The organism is Pseudomonas sp. BIGb0278, assembly GCF_024809895.1.
Lineage (GTDB): Bacteria > Pseudomonadota > Gammaproteobacteria > Pseudomonadales > Pseudomonadaceae > Aquipseudomonas > Aquipseudomonas shirazensis.
Genome location: NZ_JANUEL010000001.1, coordinates 1,896,688 through 1,916,012 on the forward strand (window position 1 = coordinate 1,896,688; position 19,325 = coordinate 1,916,012).

16 protein-coding genes are annotated in these 19,325 nt (G+C 62.3%); 12 read left to right on the plus strand and 4 right to left on the minus strand.

Annotated features, from left to right (window positions below; translation table 11 throughout):
• Positions 1 to 14: 14 nt before the first annotated feature.
• Genes M2396_RS08530 through M2396_RS08570 form a run of 9 tightly spaced genes read left to right on the plus strand, consistent with a single transcriptional unit; the run spans position 15 to position 11,343 of the window.
• Positions 15 to 1,178: a PilZ domain-containing protein gene (locus M2396_RS08530; RefSeq protein WP_259074187.1), complete on the plus strand. Its 1,164-nt coding sequence runs from the start codon at positions 15 to 17 to the stop codon at positions 1,176 to 1,178.
• A gap of 22 nt (positions 1,179 to 1,200) precedes the next feature.
• The gene (locus M2396_RS08535; protein ID WP_150572849.1) at positions 1,201 to 2,652 is read left to right on the plus strand and encodes a sel1 repeat family protein; all 1,452 of its coding nucleotides are present in this window, start codon (positions 1,201 to 1,203) and stop codon (positions 2,650 to 2,652) included.
• Entirely contained in the window at positions 2,649 to 4,103 is a 1,455-nt protein-coding gene (locus tag M2396_RS08540) for an alginate export family protein (protein WP_150571295.1), read from the plus strand. The genes M2396_RS08535 and M2396_RS08540 overlap by 4 nt, the downstream gene beginning before the upstream one ends.
• A gap of 14 nt (positions 4,104 to 4,117) precedes the next feature.
• On the plus strand, positions 4,118 to 5,545 hold the full coding sequence (locus M2396_RS08545; protein WP_101318422.1) for an MBOAT family protein: 1,428 nt from the start codon (positions 4,118 to 4,120) through the stop codon (positions 5,543 to 5,545).
• A gap of 9 nt (positions 5,546 to 5,554) precedes the next feature.
• Positions 5,555 to 6,649 carry an alginate O-acetyltransferase gene (locus tag M2396_RS08550; protein ID WP_259074188.1) on the plus strand — a complete coding sequence of 365 codons (1,095 nt, stop codon included), beginning with the start codon at positions 5,555 to 5,557 and terminating at the stop codon, positions 6,647 to 6,649.
• Between the two features lie 19 nt (positions 6,650 to 6,668).
• Positions 6,669 to 7,298 carry an alginate O-acetyltransferase AlgF gene (locus M2396_RS08555; protein WP_101318418.1) on the plus strand — a complete coding sequence of 210 codons (630 nt, stop codon included), beginning with the start codon at positions 6,669 to 6,671 and terminating at the stop codon, positions 7,296 to 7,298.
• A 24-nt stretch (positions 7,299 to 7,322) separates the two neighbouring features.
• On the plus strand, positions 7,323 to 8,732 hold the full coding sequence (locus M2396_RS08560) for an alginate O-acetyltransferase AlgX-related protein (RefSeq protein ID WP_101318416.1): 1,410 nt from the start codon (positions 7,323 to 7,325) through the stop codon (positions 8,730 to 8,732).
• Positions 8,723 to 9,874 (plus strand): polysaccharide lyase, encoded by a 1,152-nt coding sequence (locus M2396_RS08565; RefSeq protein ID WP_150571297.1) that lies wholly within the window; start codon positions 8,723 to 8,725, stop codon positions 9,872 to 9,874. The genes M2396_RS08560 and M2396_RS08565 overlap by 10 nt, the downstream gene beginning before the upstream one ends.
• Before the next feature lie 14 nt (positions 9,875 to 9,888).
• Positions 9,889 to 11,343, plus strand: coding sequence for a right-handed parallel beta-helix repeat-containing protein (locus M2396_RS08570; RefSeq protein ID WP_220633377.1), 1,455 nt, complete (start codon positions 9,889 to 9,891; stop codon positions 11,341 to 11,343).
• Between the two features lie 3 nt (positions 11,344 to 11,346).
• Here the strand turns inward: M2396_RS08570 and M2396_RS08575 are convergent, their stop codons facing one another.
• The 3 genes from M2396_RS08575 to M2396_RS08585 form a co-directional block, all read right to left on the minus strand.
• Positions 11,347 to 11,778, minus strand: coding sequence for a GNAT family N-acetyltransferase (locus M2396_RS08575; protein WP_259074189.1), 432 nt, complete (start codon positions 11,776 to 11,778; stop codon positions 11,347 to 11,349).
• Positions 11,779 to 11,876: 98 nt separating this feature from the next.
• Positions 11,877 to 12,572: a glutathione S-transferase N-terminal domain-containing protein gene (locus tag M2396_RS08580; protein WP_259074191.1), complete on the minus strand. Its 696-nt coding sequence runs from the start codon at positions 12,570 to 12,572 to the stop codon at positions 11,877 to 11,879.
• A gap of 525 nt (positions 12,573 to 13,097) precedes the next feature.
• Positions 13,098 to 14,495: an amino acid permease gene (locus M2396_RS08585; protein WP_150572857.1), complete on the minus strand. Its 1,398-nt coding sequence runs from the start codon at positions 14,493 to 14,495 to the stop codon at positions 13,098 to 13,100.
• Between the two features lie 421 nt (positions 14,496 to 14,916).
• On the opposite strand from M2396_RS08585, the gene M2396_RS08590 reads away from it, so the two are divergent.
• Positions 14,917 to 16,167, plus strand: a complete 1,251-nt coding sequence (locus M2396_RS08590) for an aspartate aminotransferase family protein (RefSeq protein ID WP_101318404.1) — start codon at positions 14,917 to 14,919, stop codon at positions 16,165 to 16,167.
• Positions 16,168 to 16,170: 3 nt separating this feature from the next.
• Here M2396_RS08590 and M2396_RS08595 read toward each other — a convergent pair whose 3' ends face one another.
• The gene (locus M2396_RS08595) at positions 16,171 to 16,470 is read right to left on the minus strand and encodes a hypothetical protein (protein WP_101318402.1); all 300 of its coding nucleotides are present in this window, start codon (positions 16,468 to 16,470) and stop codon (positions 16,171 to 16,173) included.
• Between the two features lie 182 nt (positions 16,471 to 16,652).
• Here M2396_RS08595 and M2396_RS08600 point away from each other — a divergent pair, with 182 nt between their 5' ends.
• Together M2396_RS08600 and fusA are read left to right on the plus strand one after the other, a co-directional pair.
• Complete coding sequence (locus tag M2396_RS08600; protein ID WP_101318400.1) at positions 16,653 to 17,081, plus strand: hypothetical protein; 429 nt, start codon at positions 16,653 to 16,655, stop codon at positions 17,079 to 17,081.
• A gap of 98 nt (positions 17,082 to 17,179) precedes the next feature.
• Positions 17,180 to 19,291: an elongation factor G gene (gene fusA, locus M2396_RS08605; protein ID WP_259074193.1), complete on the plus strand. Its 2,112-nt coding sequence runs from the start codon at positions 17,180 to 17,182 to the stop codon at positions 19,289 to 19,291.
• Positions 19,292 to 19,325: the final 34 nt, after the last annotated feature.

The following is a 19,325-nucleotide window of genomic DNA, read 5'->3' on the forward strand; positions in this document are numbered from 1 at the left end:
AAAGGCGCCTGCACATGAGCATGACCAACAGTCCCGCGGCCCCGGGCAAGACATCGGCCAACATCGTTCATGAAGCGGTTGACGAGCGCCAGTACGTACGCACCCGCATCAACGCCCGCGTGCGCCTTGCCAGCGGTGGTCAGACCGTCATCGAAACCACCCTGCAAGACATCTCGCTGGGCGGTATCGGCCTGCTGCATGAAGGCCCGCTGACCATCGGCGCGCTGTATGACGCATCGATCCAGCTGCGCCTGAATCAGGTCGACCTGTCGATCGATGGCAAGGTCAAGATCGTCTCCCAGCGTGGCAACGAAGTCGGCGCGCAGTTCGTCGAGCTCGACGCGCAGAAGCGCGACATCCTGCGCTACATCATCACCGCCTACATGTCCGGCGAGATCGCCGACATCAATGGCCTGTTCAACGTGATGCAGCGGGAAAACTACATCAAGGAACGCAAACACAAGTACGCTTCGCCGCGTTCTGCCGGTGCTCGCCTCAAGGCCATGACCGGCACCTTGCTGTACAGCGCCGCTGGCCTGGCTGCCCTGGCATTCGTTGGCTACAAGGGCTACATGCTGTTCTTCCGCATCCCGGCCCTGCAGGCCCAGGTTGCGACCAACGCGCAGATCATCAGCATGCCCGACAACGGCTATGTGAAGTTCCTGCTGCCGGCCGGCACCACCGAAGTCAAAGCGGGTCAGCCACTGGCCAGCATCTCTACTCAGTTGGCCACCAGCTTCACCAGCCCGGCTGACATGAAGGCGGTTGCCGACCTCTCGCCAGGCGACCTGCAAACCCTGCTCGGCCGCGCCACCATCGAGACCGTGATCAACAGCCCATGTGACTGCCAGGTGTACTTCCCAAACCAGCCACTGGATGGCTATGGCTATAAGGAAGCACCGCTGATGCATCTGCTGCCGAAAGACCAAGGCCTGTTCGTACGCGCCAACGTGCCGTTCGACAAGCTGGCCGACGTCAGCCGCATTCGCTCGGTGGACATGCAGGTGTTTGGCCTGGATGAGCACTTCAGCGGCAAGGTGGTCGATGCACGGGTTGACGAGGTTAACCGCAACCTGTCCCTGACCATTGCCCCAGACAGCCCGTTGCCGGCCACGGCCTACCAGAAAGCAGTGTCGGTAGACCTGTTCCTGGGCCTGCCGCTTACCGGCCAGAACTGAGTTCATCGAGAGAGCTGACGTCATGACCCTGAAGACGCCTTCGCGCCTGCTGCTGGCCAGCATCGCCCTCGCCTGTGCCAGCGCCGCCAGCGCTGGACAGAGCCTGGAGCAGATCCGCTACGCCTTGTACAAGGACCCGAGCGCCGACGTCACTGCCGACCTGCGCGAGCTGGCCGGCCGCGGTGACCTGGCCAGTGCCCTGCTGCTGGGCGACGTACTGGCCGGGCGGCCGGATGGCAAACCGCAAGAATCGGTGGCGCTGTATCACCAGGCCTTTGCCGATGGCCGCGGGTTGATCCCGGCGCTGGCTTCGCTGGCACGCTTGATCGAGCGTCAGCCAAGCCTGCGCCAGCCACAACAGCCGTGGATGAAACAGGCACTGGAGCGCTACCCGAGCCGGCTCGACCCGCGCAACGCCAGCACTACGCTTGAGGTGTTTCTGGTCTACCCGGAGCTGGTCGACGTGCCGCAGGCCACCGAGCTGCTCGGCCTGTACGAACAGTCGTGCCTGCTCAACTGCCGCCCGCAGCTGTACAAGGCGGTGCTGGCTGAACGCAAGGGCGATCGCGCCGGCGCCGAGCGCTGGTACCGCGAGGCTGCGCGTTTCGATGTGCGTGCGGTCAATCGTTACTACGCGTTTCTCGGCGAACAACAGGATCCGGCCTTCCGCGCCTTCGCCACCGAGCTTGAGCCGCAGCGCAGCCAGCTGCCGGTAGAAGTCGTGCACGCGATTGCCTCGCTGCTGGACAACATCACCAGCGTGCAACGCGCCGAGCAGGACGCCGACCGCTACGAGCGCGAAGAGGCCAACCCGGCCGCTGCCAAGCTACCGCCAACGCCTGAGCAACTGGCCCGCGACAAGGCTCAGGCCGAGGCGCTGGCGGCGTCGATTGCGCAGGTTCAGCGCTGGCGCGATGACGCCGTCGAGCGCGGGTTTGTGCCGGCGATGGTGTCCAAGGCCAACTACATGATCTCTAACCCGACCGAGCACAACGCCGATGAAACCCAGGCGATGATCGATCTGGTGCAAAAGCGCGACCCGGTCCGCGGCAAAGCCCTGCAGGCATCGTTCTATATGGTCAACAACTGGCTGACGCTGGACCCGGACAAGGCCCTGGCCCTGATCGAAGAGCTGCGCGCCAGCGGTTACCCAAGCGCCGGCCTGTTGCTGGCCGAGTACTACAGCAAGGGCGTGGCTGATCAGCCCGATCAGGAAAAGGCCATGGCGTTATTCCAGGCCGAGGCCAACAAGGGTTCATCGGCTGCCTGGTACCGCATGGCCAGCCTGCACACCTTTGGCCGTGCCCTGTGCCATGACCGGGTCAAGGCCTACACCTACGCGCGGATTGCCCTGGACATGGGTGAGCGCAGCGCGCGCAGCCTGGTCCGACGTCTGGAAAGAACCTTGCCCAAGGATGATATCGAGCGTGCCCTGGCCGCACGCAACGACCTGTTGAAGGAGGCCACCCTGTGAAAGCGCATTCCCCCCTGTTCGGCGCCCTGCTTGCCCTGGCCCCAATGTCGGCAGCGTTCGCTGCTGAAGAAGTCACCGGCCCCGAGGCTGACAGCAACGAACCCGTGCGGGTTGCCGCTGCTGATGGCAGCGAGCCGGTGATCACCTCCGAGTTCTTCAACAAGCTCACCGTGCAAACCGGCTACGGCCCGGAAGACTCCCAGGTCGGCAGCGACCGCGAGATGTTCTACAGCTTGCGCTACGAGCCGTCGTTCGCCTGGTATTCGCCGGAGAAGCGCTGGGCCAAATGGATGGTCTATGGGCGCCTGTGGTTGAACTATGACTCCAGCCAGTCGAGCAACCTGACCAACGAAGGCACTACCACCAACGCCCGCGAACAGCCTGAAGGCTGGTACGCCGAGATGCGCGAGTTGTACGTCAAACGTAACTTGATCGGTGATGATCCACGTTTTTCAGCATCGTTCGGTCGCCAGCGATTCTTTGATACCTACGGCATCTGGTGGGACGACAGCCTCGAGTCGCTGCGCTTCAACTACAAAGACACCTTCTCTGACGCCTTCGTCGCGGTCGGGCAGAAGTTCCACAATTACAACACCGACGTCAACTCGCTGCCGGACAGCGAATCGCGCACCACCTATGTGATGAGCGAGTACGCCTACCGCTGGACCCAGAACAACCGCGCCGGCGTGCGCCTTATGTACGAAAACGACCACAGCGGACATGACGCAGACGATCGCTACGACTTCACTGGCGTGCGCTACGGCCTGTTCTTCAATGGCGACAACCTGCCCTCGCCGCTGGTCAGCGACTACCATCTGGAACTCGCCGCGCTCAACGGCAAGATGGACAACACCGACGGCAACGGCGTCACCAGCACCGGCAACACCAGCAAAGGCTGGGCCGCGCTGGGTGAAGTGGGCAAGCGCTTCGACGACCTGCCGTGGACGCCACGGGTGGCACTGCGCGGCGGCCTGACCGACAAGCCGAGCGATGAAAACGACGGCTTCCGCTTGAACTCGATTCAGTCGGACCGGATCACCCGCACAGGATCCTACAGCACGCGCCTGACCAGCTCGTTCGTCGCCCTCGACCTGCGCAACCTGAGCTACTACGGCATCGCCCTGGAAACCCGGCCGACGCCACGCACCGCGCTCGATATGCGGGTCACTCAGCTGAACCTGCGTGATGCCGATGGCACCTTGCCGATCCGCATGAACGGTGACCAGCGCTCCCAGCGTAACCGCGAGATCACTCAGGGCACGCAGGGCAGTGGCCGGAACGTCGGGCAAATGCTCGACGTCAACTACTACTGGAAGATGTTCCCGGTCGCCCTCGATGGCAAGCACCTCGATATCAACGCCCTGGTCAGCGCCAGCTACCTCAATGCCGGTAGCGCGCTGGAAACCGGCGATGACTATCAGCTGAGCCTCGGCGTAGTTGTCAGCTACTAAGGACGGACCTTGCCATGATCTTCGCCTCCAATGTGTTCCTGTTCCTGTATCTGCCGCTGTTCCTGGCCGTGTACTTCCTGGCCAGGCCGCAGTGGCGCTCGACCGTGATCGTTGCCGCCAGCTACATCTTCTATGCCTGGTGGCGGCCGGACTTCCTGCTGCTGTTCGTCGCGATCACCTACTGGAACTACTGGTTCGGCCTGCGCATCAAGGATCGCCTGGATGCCGGCGACAAACGCTGGGCGCTGCGTCTGCTGTGGATCGGCGTGATCGGCAACCTGTCGACCCTGGGTTACTTCAAATATGCCAACTTCGGCGCTGAAGTGCTGGCGGTGCTGCTGGCGCCACTGGGTATCAACACCTGGACGCTGGAGAACATCTTCCTGCCGCTGGGCATCTCGTTCTATGTGTTCCACGCACTGAGCTACATCGTCGACATCTACCGCAAGGACGCCACGCCAACCAACCGCTTCATCGACTTTGCCGCCTTTGTGGCGCTGTTCCCGCACCTGGTGGCCGGGCCGATCCTGCGTTACAGCCAATTGGCGCCGCAGTTGCGCGAGCGTACCCACTCTTGGGAACTGTTCTCGCTCGGTGTATGTCGGTTCATGCTCGGCTTCATCATGAAAGTGTTGATTGCCGACCGCCTTGCGCCGATCAACATGCTCTTCGTCGGTGAAGGCACGCTGCAGTTCAGCGATGCCTGGTTTGGCTTGGTAGTGTCGACCCTGCAGCTGTACTTCGACTTCGCCGGTTACAGCCACATGGCGCTGGGCCTGGCGTTGATGATGGGCTTCCGCTTCCCGGAGAACTTCAATCAGCCGTACGTAGCGCAGAGCGTGACCGAGTTCTGGGCGCGCTGGCACATGACCCTGGCGCATTTTTTGCGTGACTACGTGTACATGCCTTTGGTGCGCAAGCGCGTCACCGGCGCCCTGCCCGCGTTGGTCTGGACCATGCTGCTGTCGGGCCTGTGGCACGGCGCGAGTTTCGCCTTCATCTTCTGGGGGCTGTTCTTCGGCTTCGCCATGGTCATCGAGCGCAAGTTCCACCTGGCGACCAAGATCAACACGCCGTACAAGCTCGGCCGCAACCTGCGCACCGCGCTGCTGATCGTGCTGAGCATGCCGCTGTTCTTCACCATGGACCTGCGCCACAGCCTGGACATCTACCAGGCGCTGTTTGGTTTCAACGGCTTCGGCTCGCTGGAGCTGTACGTGCTGGGTGCCTCGAAGATGGCCATGGCGTTTGTCTTGGTGGCGGTGGTGTGGCTGCTGCTGGCCGGGATCAACAACGTGCGTTTCTACGCCGGCAACAAGGACGGCTACTTCATGCGCCACGTCGGCGCGCTGCACAGCGTGCTGCTGTGGGGCGGCTTCGTGCTGGCACTGAGCAGCCTGGCGGCGAATTCGTTCTCGCCTTTCCTGTATTTCCAGTTCTAGGAGACTGCCATGTACCCCGTGATGAATTCGGCCAGCAAGGCCAATGGCATTCTCTTCGTGCTGGTGCTGGCGGCGATGTTCGTCTATTCGCTGCCGCCGGTGTTCAGCTTTGCCCGCACCCAGACCGACACCTGGAACCTGTTTGTCGATGGCAAGCTGCTGCGCAAGTTCGAGCAGGTCTACGACAAGCGCTTCTTCCTGCGTGAGCCTTCGGTGGAGCTGTGGGCCGATGCCCAGTTCAAGCTGTTTGGTGAAGGCACCAAAGGCGTGGTCCTGGGCAAGCAGGGCTGGCTCTACACCAACCAGGAATACCGCGTCCCGAACGACCTGCAGGTTAACCTCAACACCCAGCTGGAGCAGATCGCCAAGATCAAGACGCAGCTGGCCGAGCACGGCAAGCAGCTGGTGATCCTGCCGCTGCCGATGAAGCTGGATGTGTATGCCGAGCATGCACAGCACCGCTTCGATCCACGCGTAGTCAGCCTGTACGACGATTTTGTCGGCGAACTGCAAGCGCGTCAGCTCGACGTGGTGCCTCTGCGCGGGGCGTTCCTCAGCAAACTGAACGGCCCGGAGTTGTTCCTCAAGTCCGATACCCACTGGAGCCCGGACGGTGCCCGCCTGGCCGCCTTCGAGCTGGCCCGGCAACGCCCGCAACTGATCGGCGATCAGGCTTACGTGTCGCACAAGGCCGGCGAGAAAAGCGTCAAGGGCGACCTGATGAACTACATCCAGTTCGACCACAACCGCCTCGCGCCGCAGTTCGGCCCGAACCAGATCGACCTGTACGAGACGCTCAAGGCCGAGCAGAGCAGCGACGATTTGTTTGCCGAGCAGGAGCAGAGCCTGCTGCTGGTTGGCACCAGCTACAGCAAGATCGATGACTGGAACTTTGTCGGCTTCCTCAAGGAAGCGCTCAACCGTGACCTGATCTCGATTGCCGTCGAAGCCCGTGGTCCGTTCGAGTCGATGAGCCAGTTTCTCGCCAGCGATCAGTTGAGCAACCCACAGATCGACACCGTGGTCTGGGAATTCCCCCTGCGCACTTTGCTGGCCCATCGCCCGGGCTCGCTCAGCCGTAGCGCCCAGCCGCAGCATTTTTGAAGAATCAAAGGAGTAACTGATGAAACTCACCCACCTGTTTACCGCAATCGCCCTCGCCTTCGGCAGCCACCTGGCGGTCGCCGCCGAAGGCAACGCCGACCTGTACGATGCCGTCGCCCCCGCTGATTCGGCGTTTGTCCGCGTGCTCAACCTGTCGCAGAGCAACATCGACGTCAGCCTCAGCGGCAAGGTCAATCCGCAGAAAGTCGCCGCCGGCCAGCTCAGCGGTTACCGCTTCATCCCCGCCGGCACGCACAAGATCGCCGTCGGCGGCAAGGCCATCGAACCCCAGCTCAAGGCCAATGCCGCCAGCACCGTGGTCTACGACGGCAAGCAGCTCAAGTTGATCGCTGACAAATACGTCAACGAGCCGAAAAAAGCCCAGATCGCCTTCTACAACCTCAGCGACAAGCAAGCTGCGCTGAAGACCGTCGACGGCAAGCACGTGATCGTCGACCCGCTGAGCAACGGCCAGACCGGCAGCCGCATGGTCAACGAAATCAAGATTGGTTTCGCCGCCTACGAGGCCGAGCAGAAGGTCGCCAGCTTCGATGAGCTGTTCCTGAAGAAGGGCCGCTCGTACAGCTACGTGCTGCTGCCCGACAATCGCAGCATGAGCATGGCCAACAGCATCGACCCGACCGAGTAATTTCGCTGCAAGGATGAAATGGCAATGAAGATCCTCAAACCCCTGGGCCTCGGCGCCGCCCTCGCCCTGCTCAGCCAGACCGGCCACGCCGCCACGCCTGCGCAAGGCGCCAAGCCCGGCTGCGAAAACCTGCAGTGCATGGTCTGCCCGGCCTTGAGCGATCCTCAGCAGTATGCCGAGGGGCGCATGAAGCTGATGCGCGAGATCGTCCCTGGTCAGGAGCGCTGGCTGTTCCGCTCGGCGGTCGATCTGACCAACGAGTTCGGCATTCCGGCGCCGATGCGCCCTGAATTTGCCCGCCTGATGAAAACCTTCAATCAGCAGGGCATTCAGGTCGCCATGGCGATCCAGCCGACCCGTGGCCTGATGCACCGCGACCGGTTGATTGGCGAGCATCCTTACGGCTTTGACTACGCCCGCGCCAGCGCCAACCTGGCGGCTTACCTTGGCCAGCTCAAGCAAGGTGGCGCGGTGGTCGCGCCGATGATGCAGCTGGTCCAGCAGCCGCCCAAGGGCGAGTACTTCTTCCGCCGCGACCACCACTGGACACCGGTCGGCGCCGAGGCGACCGCGCGCTTGATGGCAGACGAGATCCGCCGTCAGCCGTTCTACGCCGGCCTGACCAAGAAGCAGTACCGCACCGAGCCTGGCGTGATGGTGCCCAAAGACGGCACCCTCAACCTGGCCATGAGTGCGATCTGCGGCAACAACTACGGTTTCCAGTATGTACGCGGCTACCAGACCATCCCGGTCGAGGCCAGCGCCGAAGCGCTGTTCGACGAGGCGCCGGACCCGGAAGTGATTCTGGTCGGTGACAGTAACGCGGCAGCGCGGGAAGACGAGAGCAAGCAGTTCAACTTCGACGGCTACCTCAAGCAGTACCTCAGCGTCGACGTGCTCAACTACGCCCTGCCCGGCGTTGGCGAGGACGGCTCGCTGCTGGAGTACCTGCTCTCCGATGACTACAAGGCCGACGCGCCGCCGAAGCTGATCGTCTGGGAACTGCCGGCCAACTACCGGCTTGACTCGCCGTTGATGTATCGCCAGCTGATCCCGGCGGTCAAAGGCGGCTGCGAAGCGTCCCGCGAAGTGCTTGGCAACAAGCTGCAGCGCTCGCCGCTGAAGGTCGGCGAACGAATCGAGCTGTTGTCCAACGCTGGTAGTGACCGCCAGGCGCTGAGCGGGTCGAACGGCTTTCTGGATATCCGCCTGAGCGACAAGAACGTCAAGGACTTCTACGTCATCGTCTATTACGACAACGGTGCTCGCGACAAGGTCTGGTTCCGCCGTGAAGCTGCAGTCACCGGTGGCCAGTACTACCTTGAGCTGAGCAAAGATCCGGCCTACGCTGGCGCCAACCTGCTGTCGGTGTTCCTTGAGCCGACCAAGGCCAGCGCTGCGCCTACCGATGTGGAAACCCGTCTATGCCTGTAAACCTGCAACGCGCGACGGCCAGCACTGGCCGCGCGCACGCGCGTCAACTGAGCCTGCTGGCCCTGGCCCTGGCCCTGCTCGCGCCTCAGGTGCAGGCGGCTCAGTCGATCTGGCCTGCGCGCAATACTCCGCAGGCAGCGATGATCGCCGACTACCGTACCCTTGAGTGCAGCAAGGCGCCGCCGCCGCCCTACACCGGCAGCCTGCGCCTGCAAAGCAAATACGACCAGAGCGACGCGAGCAAGTCGACCTTGCGCAGCAGCCCGGATGCCGACAGCGAACGGATCGGCAAGCAGGTCAAGGAGTTCATCGGCGGCCTGATCTATGCCAGCAAGCGCTTCCAGCGGGCGAAGAAACCGCAGGAAGCCAACATGGCCCTGGCCTGCCAGGACCAGTGGCTGGAACAGTGGGCCAGCGCCGGCGCGCTGCTCACCGAGGACGCCAGCAGCACCGGCATGGCGGCACGTAAATGGGCGCTGGCATCGATGGCCGGCGCGGTATTGCTGACCCAGTCGGCCAGCGATGGCAAGTTGCAGCTGACGCCGGTGCAGAAAGACTGGTTCACTCGCCTGGGCGAGCGCGTCATCGCTGAGTACGACCCACGCCGCAGCGCCCGCGGGGTGTACTTCAACAACCACGACTACTGGGCAGCCTGGGCAGTCGCGGCCACCGGCATGCTGGTCGGTCGTGACGATTTCATCCAGTGGGCCGACGGCAACTTGCGCCGCGGACTGGCCCAGGCGGTACGCAACAGCGACGGTAGCTACGCCTATCTGCCGCTGGAAGTCGCACGGGCCAAATTGGCGGCCAGCTACAGCCAGTACGCGCTGGTGCCACTGGTGCTGCTGGCCGAATCGGCCCGCGTCAACGGCCTGCCGTGGACGGCCGAAGACCAGCATACGCTTGATCTGCTGGCCAACTTCGCCGCTCGCAGCGTGCTCGATCCGGACGACCTGCCAGAACTCAAGGGCAAGTCGCAGGCGGACGTAGCGCCGTACAAGCTGGCCTGGCTGATCCCGTACCTGCAACGCAACCCGGGCAATAGCCTGGCGCGCAAGCTGTACGACAGCGAAGACGGCGAGGTAGACAACTACAGTCAGCTCGGCGGCCCGATCCAGCCTGCTTATTCCCATTTGCGTTGAACAAGGACGTGCCCATGGCCCCCTTCGCCCGTTTTTCCCTGACCTGCCTCGCCGCCCTGCTGCTGGCCGGTACTGCCCAGGCTGGCACGCAGACCTTGCCCATCAAGCAGACGGTCGACGTGCTGCCAGCCGAGCAATATCAGCAACACTTGCAGCAGCTGCGCCAGCAGGTCCGCCTGGCGGTAACCTTTGCCCAGGCCGAACGCGCACGCCCGGCGGGCCGCGCCAGTGTCAGCCTGCAACCGATGTTCTCGGCCCAGGCCGGCAGCTGGCCGTTCGAGCCGTTCGTCAATAATGGGCTGTTCCGGGCCATTGCTGGCTATCAGGCGCATCACCCGCAAGTGGTGACCCTGCGCGGCGGCAGCATCACCCTTGCTCAGTTGCACGATGCCTTGAACGACTCTCGCATTCTCAAGCGCTACAAGGACGGTTACCTGCTCAGCTATCCGCTGATGATCGGCGCCGATGCCGGTCTGGTCCTCGAAGGCACCAGCCTGTATCTGTCGAGCTACTCCGGTACCGCGCTGATCAACCAGGGCTGGCTGGGGCTTAACAAGTCCAACCTGGAGAGCATGGCCGGTGACAAGGCGGGCAATACCGACCGCGCCTGGCGTCCGTTCGTGATCGCCTGGGCCGGCAGCCACACCCAGGTGGTTGGCTCGACCTTGAAGCGTCTGGGCTATAACGCCAACCTGTCGCGTGGCCTGACTACGGCGATCAGCACCCAGCAGCCGGCCAGCAGCCGCCCGGCGACGGTGGTGATCCGCGACAGCCAGTTCAGTGAGATGTCCAGTGCGGTCGAGCTGCAGCGCAGCCAGGCAACCATCGAGGGCAGCCGCTTCGAGCAGTCCCAGCAATATGCAATCGATGTCCGTGACAGCCAGGTCAGCGTGCGTGACAACCAGCTGCGCGGCATCGACAACAACAGCGGCGTACGTCTGCGTGGACAAACCCGCGCGCTGGTGGAAAACAACCTGATCCTCGGCGCGGGCAAGGCTGCCATCGAAGTCAGCGAGCAACAAGGCGCGGTGTTGCTGGCCGGCAACCGCATCGGCGACAGCCGTGGCAATGGCATCCAGCTGCGCAGCCTAGCGCCAACCCCGGCAGCGCCACTGGTGATCGACAACAACTTGCTCGGCAGCAGTGTCGGTAGCGCCATCGACGCCAGCGAAGTCGGCGCACTGGCGCTGCTTGGCAACCACATCACCAATACCCCCGAGTACGCGGTGAGCCTGCGCAACGCCACGCCCATGGCCGGCCCGCTGCTGCTCAGCGGCAACCGTCTGGGCCAGGTCGGCAAGGCCATCCTGCGGGTAGAAGGCATGCGCCAGGTCGAGTTGGGTGGTAACAGCTTCGACGGTAAGCCACTGCTGCAGAACCTGTTGATCGGCGACCTGTTGCCGCTGCAGGGCACCCTGCTCGAGTCGACCGTGCGCCAGGGCAATACCGTGCGCGTCAGCCAGCGTTGAGGATCAGGCGACTGCGCGCTGCATGCGCACGAAGCAGTCGTCTTCGCCCATCTCGAGGAAACCCTGGCGCAGGTACAACTGCCGCGCCGGGTTGATCTTGAACACCATCAGCCGCAGCAAGCCCAGCTTGCGCTGCGCGGCCATCGCAGCCAGCGTTTGCAGGGCCCAGGTGCCAACGCCGCGGTTGCGCTGCTCGGGCACCAGGTGCAGTTCGCGAATGAACAGCGCCTGGCGATCCTGACTCACGCTGCAAAAGCCCAGCACAGTCTCGCCTTCCATGACAAGCCACTGTTCGCGCCAGCCCCAGGCCTGGTCGAAGGCTTCTTCGATCCAGCGCAGGCCGAATGCCTGATAGTACGGCAGCATGGCCTGGCGGGTGAGATCCCGCGCAAAGCTGCGGTAGCTGTCGCTGGCGCGGATCAATTCAAAGGCCATCGAACACCGCCGCGGCACGGGCCTGTCCATCGCCTGCAAGCTGTTCAAGGATCCATTTGCCGGCCATCATCGCTCGCTCCTGTAGCACTCAGTGCCGCTCAGCTCGGAATCGTCAAACCGCGCTGTACCGCTGGCCGAGCGAGGAAGTTGTCCAGCACCCGCTGCACGTCCTTGAACTGCTCGAACTGCACCAGTTCGCGTGCGTTGTAGCGGTCGACCAGGTTGCGCACCCAGGGAAAGATGGCAATGTCGGCGATACTGTAGTCGTCGACCATCCAGTCCCGGCCGTGCAGATGCCGATCAAGCACCCCGAGCAGCCGCCGCGATTCATTGACGTAGCGATCACGTGGGCGCTTGTCTTCGAAATCCTTGCCGGCGAAGAAATGGAAAAAGCCTACCTGGCCAAACATCGGCCCGATGCCGCCCATCTGGAACATCAGCCACTGCAGGGTCTGGTAGCGCTGGGCCGGGCTGACGCTGAGCAATTGCCCGCTCTTCTCGGCCAGGTACTGCAGAATCGCGCCTGACTCGAACAGCGCCAGCGGCTGGCCGTCCAGCCCGTTGGGGTCGAGGATGGCCGGGATCTTGTTGTTGGCACTGAGCGAGATGAATTCGGGGCTCAGTTGCTCTTCATGTTCGAAGCTGACCTTGTGCGCTTCATAGGCCAGGCCAATCTCTTCGAGCATGATCGACACCTTGACCCCATTTGGCGTTGGCAGCGAATACAGCTGCAGGCGCTCGGGATGCGCGGCTGGCCATTTGCGGGTGATAGGGAATGCGCTCAGATCGGTCATGGTCGCTAGCCTTTGTGCGTAGGAATGACACTGTAGGGCACAAAGGCCAGCACTGACTATCTCCCGTTGCAGGAGATCGGCTGCATCAGGACGCGGCCGGCGACCGCGCCTGTTGCTGGCATCAGTAACGCGGTTTAACGCGGTCGCGAACAGCCAGGCCGGCGGCGTACGCCACTGGCTGGCAGTGTTAGCAAACAGGGGTGTTGAACCGGGATGTTCAGGCGGCAGCCAACCGTTCGGCGCGAAGGCCGTGGTGGTGCACAGGATGAGGTGTATGTGAACATCGCGGAAAGCCTATGGTGAAAACGCCGCTAGGCTATTCCGCTGATCGTATGGGTCTCATAAGAATTGTCTGATTCAGACTGTTGTAGGAGCGGCCTTGTGTCGCGATAGGGCCGCGCAGCGGCCCCTCGATTCATACAGCGCTGCAAGAATGTCGGGCCAGCTGCGCTGGCCTTTCGCGACACAAGGCCGCTCCTACAGGGGCCGCGTTGTGTCGGCGATCAAGGGGCTAATCCAAAACGCTCAATCACCCGAAACCAGAATCGAGGAACGCCCCGGCCCACCTCGACGCCGCGTAACCGCAACCAGCAAGATAAACGCCGTAACCCCAGCAGTCATCAACGTCTCATACCGATAAGCATCACTGAGCAGCATATACCCCAGCACCATCACAATCGTCCCGATCACCAACCAGGTCAGCCACGGGAACAGCCACATTTTCAGTTCCAGCACAGTCCCCAGCCGATCCGCCCGCCCACGCATGCGCAATTGTGAAATCGCAATCACCAGATACACGAGCAAAGCAATCGCCCCGGTAGTGGACAGCAGGAAGCCAAACACCTTCCCCGGGAACACGTAGTTGACCAGACACCCGACAAAGCCCGCCAAGGTCGACAACAGCACCGCTACCGTCGGCACGCCATTACCCGACACACGCCGCACCATAGCAGGCGCCTCCCCCCGCGAAGCCAGCGAGTAGAGCATCCGTGAAGCCGTATACAACCCGGAGTTCATGCAACTGGTAACCGCCACCAGCACCACCAGGTCGACCACCAGTTTCGCCCCCGGCACATTCAGCACCTCGAGCGCCCGCTGGAACGACCCCACCGCCTTCAACGCAGGATCGTTCCACGCTACCAGCGACACCACCAGGAAGATCGACGCGAGATAGAAGATGCCGATGCGGTACACCACTAGGTTGGTTGCCCGGCGAATCTTGTCTTTCGGATTGGCCGTCTCATCCGCTGCAATGGTCACGATCTCGGCGCCAAAGAACGAGAAGATGGTGATCAGCACCCCACCCAGCACCGTGCCGAAGCCGTTCGGCATAAACCCGCCGTTCGCCCACAGCTGGCTCACACCGCGTGTCTCGGCCAATGGCCAGAAACCCAGCACCGCCATCGTGCAAACAACGATGAATGCCACAATGGCGATCACCTTGATCAAGGCGAACCAATACTCGAACTCACCAAAGTTCTTCACGCTGATCAGGTTGGTGCACGACAACACCAACATGATCAGAAATGCAAACAACCATGACGGCACGTCAGGGAAATACGCATGCAGGATGTCTGCCCCGGCAATCGCCTCGACCGGAATGATCAGCACCCAGAACCACCAGTACAGCCAGCCGATGGTAAAGCCAGCCCAAGGCCCGATCGCCTCACTGGCATAGGTCGAGAACGAGCCGCTGTTGGGGTTGGCGATGGCCATCTCACCGAGCATGCGCATCACCAGCAGCACCAGCAAGCCGGTCATGGCGTAGGAGATCAGAATCGCCGGCCCGGCCGTGGCGATTGCGTTGGATGAGCCGATGAACAACCCCGCGCCGATGATCCCGGCGATCGAAATCATCGACACCTGACGCGAGGTCAGACCATGTTGCAAGGACCGCTGTTTCTTGTTTTTTAGCGAAGCCATGGAAAACCCTCGAGTGGGTCGGCCGCCGCTCGGGCGGCTGAACTTGGAGCAGAATTCGTACAATGCAAACGTGCATCTAGTTGTTGTTCTGTACGTACCGAGGCAGGCCTTTTGGTTATCCAGACCTACCCGGCCGCGATCATTGATCCACGTCAGTATTGATCTTTGGTGGAGCCCCAACAAACGACCTTTTTGCAGCACATGATTCCGCAAGGGAATGAACTCATGCCGAGATGACCTGACCGATCGGCCAAAAAATAAAAACCATCAACCACCTTGAGCCAGCGGTTTACGCAACGGTGCAAGTCACTGCTGAAAATTCAGGAATCAGGGGAATGACCGCAATCGAATTATTCGTTTGTGCGTGGGCGATCAAAGCGCTTGGATAGTCAGCAAAATCGAACAAGGTACGCGTGCCCCCATGAATCAGGAAAGTATCAGCCAGTCCATTTCCATCGTTCACCCCATCACACTTTCCCATGGCCTCAATGCGCATGTCTGGGATACCGACGGTAACGGCTATATCGACTTCGTCGGCGGCATCGGCGTGCTCAACCTGGGTCACTGCAACCCGGCAGTAGTTGCAGCGATTCAACAGCAGGCCGGTCGCTTGACCCACTATGCGTTCAACGCTGCCGCCCACGGCCCGTACCTGCAACTGATGGAGCAACTGAGCAGCTTTGTGCCGCTCAGCTACCCCATGGCCGGAATGCTTACCAACAGCGGCGCGGAAGCTGCCGAGAACGCCCTGAAAGTCGCCCGCGGCGCCACCGGCAAGCGCGCGATCATAGCCTTCGACGGCGCCTTCCACGGCCGCACGCTGGCCACGCTCAACCTCAATGGCAAGGTCGCACCGTACAAGCAGCGGGTCGGCGATTTGCCGGGCCCGGTCTATCACCTGCCCTACCCCAGCAATGACACCGATGTCAGCTGTGAACAGGCGCTCAAGGCCCTGGACCGGCTGTTCAGCGTCGAACTGGCAGTGGAGGATGTGGCTGCTTTCATTCTTGAACCGGTGCAGGGCGAAGGTGGCTTCCTCGCGCTTGATCCGACGTTCGCCCAAGCCCTGCGGCGCTTCTGCGATGAGCACGGGATTCTGTTGATCATCGACGAGATTCAATCCGGCTTCGGCCGTACCGGGCAGCGTTTTGCCTTCCCGCGACTGGGGATCGAACCCGACCTGCTGCTGCTGGCAAAAAGTATGGCCGGCGGTATGCCCCTGGGCGCAGTAGTGGGCCGCCGGGAGTTGCTCGCAGCGTTGCCCAAGGGGGGCCTGGGTGGCACCTATTCAGGCAACCCGATTGCCTGCGCAGCGGCGTTGGCCAGCCTGGCACAGATGACCGACGCCAATCTGGCGACCTGGGGCGAACGCCATGAGCAAGCTATCGTCGGCCGCTATCAACGCTGGAAGGCATCAGGGCTGTACCCGTCACTGGGTCGTTTGACCGGGGTCGGCGCCATGCGTGGCATCGAACTGGTCAATGCCGACGGCACGCCAGCCCCGGCGCAGCTGGCCAAACTGCTGCAAGCAGCGCGCAGCAAGGGGTTGCTGCTGATGCCCAGCGGCAAGGCGCGCCATATCATTCGCCTGCTGGCACCACTGACCATCGAGGCTGAGGTGCTCGAAGCAGGCCTGGATATCTTCGAGCAGTGCCTGGCCGAGCTGGGCTGAGGCTTACAGGCCGAGCTCTTGCGGGGTGAGCATGTCGGACTCGAAGGCGATCCAGCCGCCTTCGAGTTCGGCGTGACCATTGACGATCGGGCCGTAATAAACCAGGCCGTTCTCCAGCGTCACACAGATGTGCGTGGCAGGTTTTTCCGGGGCCGCCAGTGCAGCGACGAAATGCACCTTCTTCAAGGTCTCGGTCACAGCCTCGATGCCAACCCGCATGTTGACGTTCTCCGATGCTTCAGTGTCGCCCCCGCGGTCTTCGCTGCTGACGGTGATGGTGGCGATGTACGGAAACTTGTTCAAGCGACTTGCCTCATGGGTTGGGATCGGCGCGCGGGCACCGGGGGCGCATAGGTTACGGCAGCACGCGGCGCCGCGCGAGTGGCAGACGACCGGATGTGCGCGGGCGCCAGCGCGCATGGCCGAAAAAGCGCCGATCTGTTAGGGTGCCCGCCGATGCACGCCACACCACACGAGGACACCGCGTGAGCGCTGAACAACCGATGACCGCCGACCTGTTCGAGGTCGACAAACGCCTTTCCCTCAAGCCCGTCGTGGACTTCAACAGCTACCTGCGCAACGCCTTCGGCGATGGCGCCTGCAGCTGCTACCGCTGCGTCGAAGGCGCAGGCGACGAGAGCAACTACAGCCACCGCCACACCTTCGAGCTGGAAGGCCGCACGCTCAACCGGCGCTTCGCCAACACGGCGGGCAGTGATGTGCTGCAGTACCTGAAAAAGGCCTGGCTGTCGTACACCAAGACCGACATGCAATTGCTCGGCGAGCTCGACCTGGATACCGTCAAAGGTTTCACCGACCCGGCCTTGCATCAACGCCTGCTGGCACTGCTGCCGGCCAGCGGCCTGGCGCGTGAAGTCGACGGCAAGTGGCAGTTGCAGGCTCAGGCCGACTGACACCGTTCCTCGCATAGCCGGCCATTGGGCTAGCAGGCGGCGTGCCGTCTGCTACCGTGGGAATACCCCTCCCGCGCATTCACCTCAGGTGACTGACCATGGCCCGCACGACCCCCATCGAGCTGTACCGCAACATCGGCATTGTCGCCCATGTCGACGCCGGCAAGACCACCACTACCGAACGCATCCTGTTCTACACCGGCGTCAACCACAAGATGGGCGAAGTGCATGACGGCGCAGCGACCATGGACTGGATGGCGCAGGAACAAGAGCGTGGCATCACCATCACTTCAGCGGCGACGACGGCCTTCTGGCAAGGCTCGACCAAGCAGTTCGCCGACAAGTTTCGTTTCAACATCATCGACACCCCCGGCCACGTTGACTTCACCATCGAAGTCGAGCGCTCGTTGCGTGTGCTCGATGGTGCGGTCGTGGTGTTCAGTGCGGCCGACGGGGTCGAGCCACAGTCCGAGACGGTCTGGCGCCAGGCCAACAAGTACCATGTGCCGCGCCTGGCCTACATCAACAAGATGGACCGCCAGGGTGCGGACTTCTTGCGCGTGGTCAAGCAGATCGACAAACGCCTGGGCCACCATCCCGTGCCGATTCAGCTGGCGATCGGCAGCGAAGAAAACTTCATCGGTCAGATCGATCTGCTGAAGATGAAAGCCATCTACTGGAATGACGCCGATAATGGCGCCAGCTACCGCGAAGAGGACATCCCCGCCGAGTTGCAGGCACTCGCCGACGAGTGGCGTGCGCACTTGGTCGAGGCGGCCGCCGAGGCCAACGACCAATTCATGGAGCTGTATCTGGACGGCCAGGAGCTGAGCAACGAGCAGATCAAGGCCGGCCTGCGTCAGCGCACCATCGCCAATGAAATCGTGCCGACCGTACTCGGCTCGTCATTCAAGAACAAGGGCGTGCCGTTGATGCTCGACGCGGTCATCGACTACCTGCCCGCCCCCAGCGAAATACCGGCCATCAAAGGCACCGACCCGGACCACGACGACCGGCCGCTGGAGCGCCACGCCGACGACAATGAGCCGTTTTCGGCGCTGGCGTTCAAGATCGCCACAGATCCGTTCGTAGGCACGCTGACCTTCGCGCGGGTCTACTCCGGCATCCTCAGTTCGGGCGATGCCGTGCTCAACTCGGTCAAAGGCAAAAAGGAGCGGGTCGGCCGTATGGTGCAGATGCACGCCAACCAGCGGGCCGAGATCAAGAACGTCTGCGCCGGCGACATCGCCGCGCTGATCGGCATGAAGGACGTCACCACCGGCGATACCTTGTGCGACCTGAACAAGCCGATCATGCTTGAGCGCATGGACTTCCCCGATCCAGTGATTTCGGTGGCGGTCGAGCCGAAAACCAAGGCCGATCAGGAGAAAATGGGCATTGCCTTGAGCAAGCTGGCCCAGGAAGACCCGTCGTTTCGGGTCAAGACCGACGAAGAAACCGCGCAGACGATCATTTCCGGCATGGGCGAGCTGCACCTGGACATCATTGTCGACCGCATGCGTCGCGAGTTTGGCGTCGAGGCCAACATCGGCAAGCCGCAGGTCGCCTACCGCGAGAAGATCCGCAACACCTGCGAAATCGAAGGCAAGTTCGTCCGTCAATCCGGTGGCCGCGGCCAATACGGCCACTGCTGGATCCGCTTTGCGCCAGGCGAGGAAGGTAAAGAGGGCCTGGAGTTCATCAACGAGGTGGTCGGCGGGGTCATACCGCGCGAGTACATCCCGGCCATCCAGAAGGGCATCGAAGAGCAGATGCACAATGGCGTGTTGGCCGGCTATCCGCTGATAGGCCTCAAGGCGGCAGTATTCGACGGCTCCTACCATGATGTCGACTCCAACGAGATGGCCTTCAAGATCGCGGCGTCGATGGCCACCAAGCAACTATCACAGAAAGGCGGCGCGGTATTGCTGGAGCCGGTGATGAAGGTTGAAGTGGTCACCCCCGATGAATATCAGGGCGACATCATCGGCGACCTGAGCAGGCGCCGCGGCATGATCCAGGAAGGGGAAGAGACGCCGGCCGGCAAGGTGATCCGCGCCGAGGTGCCGTTGGGTGAGATGTTTGGCTACTCGACGCAGATGCGCTCGATGACTCAGGGCCGGGCCAGCTACACCATGGAGTTCACCAAGTACGGTGAGGCGCCGGCCACTATCGCCGAGGCGATCATCAAGAAGAACACCGGCAACTAGGCCAGCGCGTTGTTATGCCTGAGCCGCGCATCCA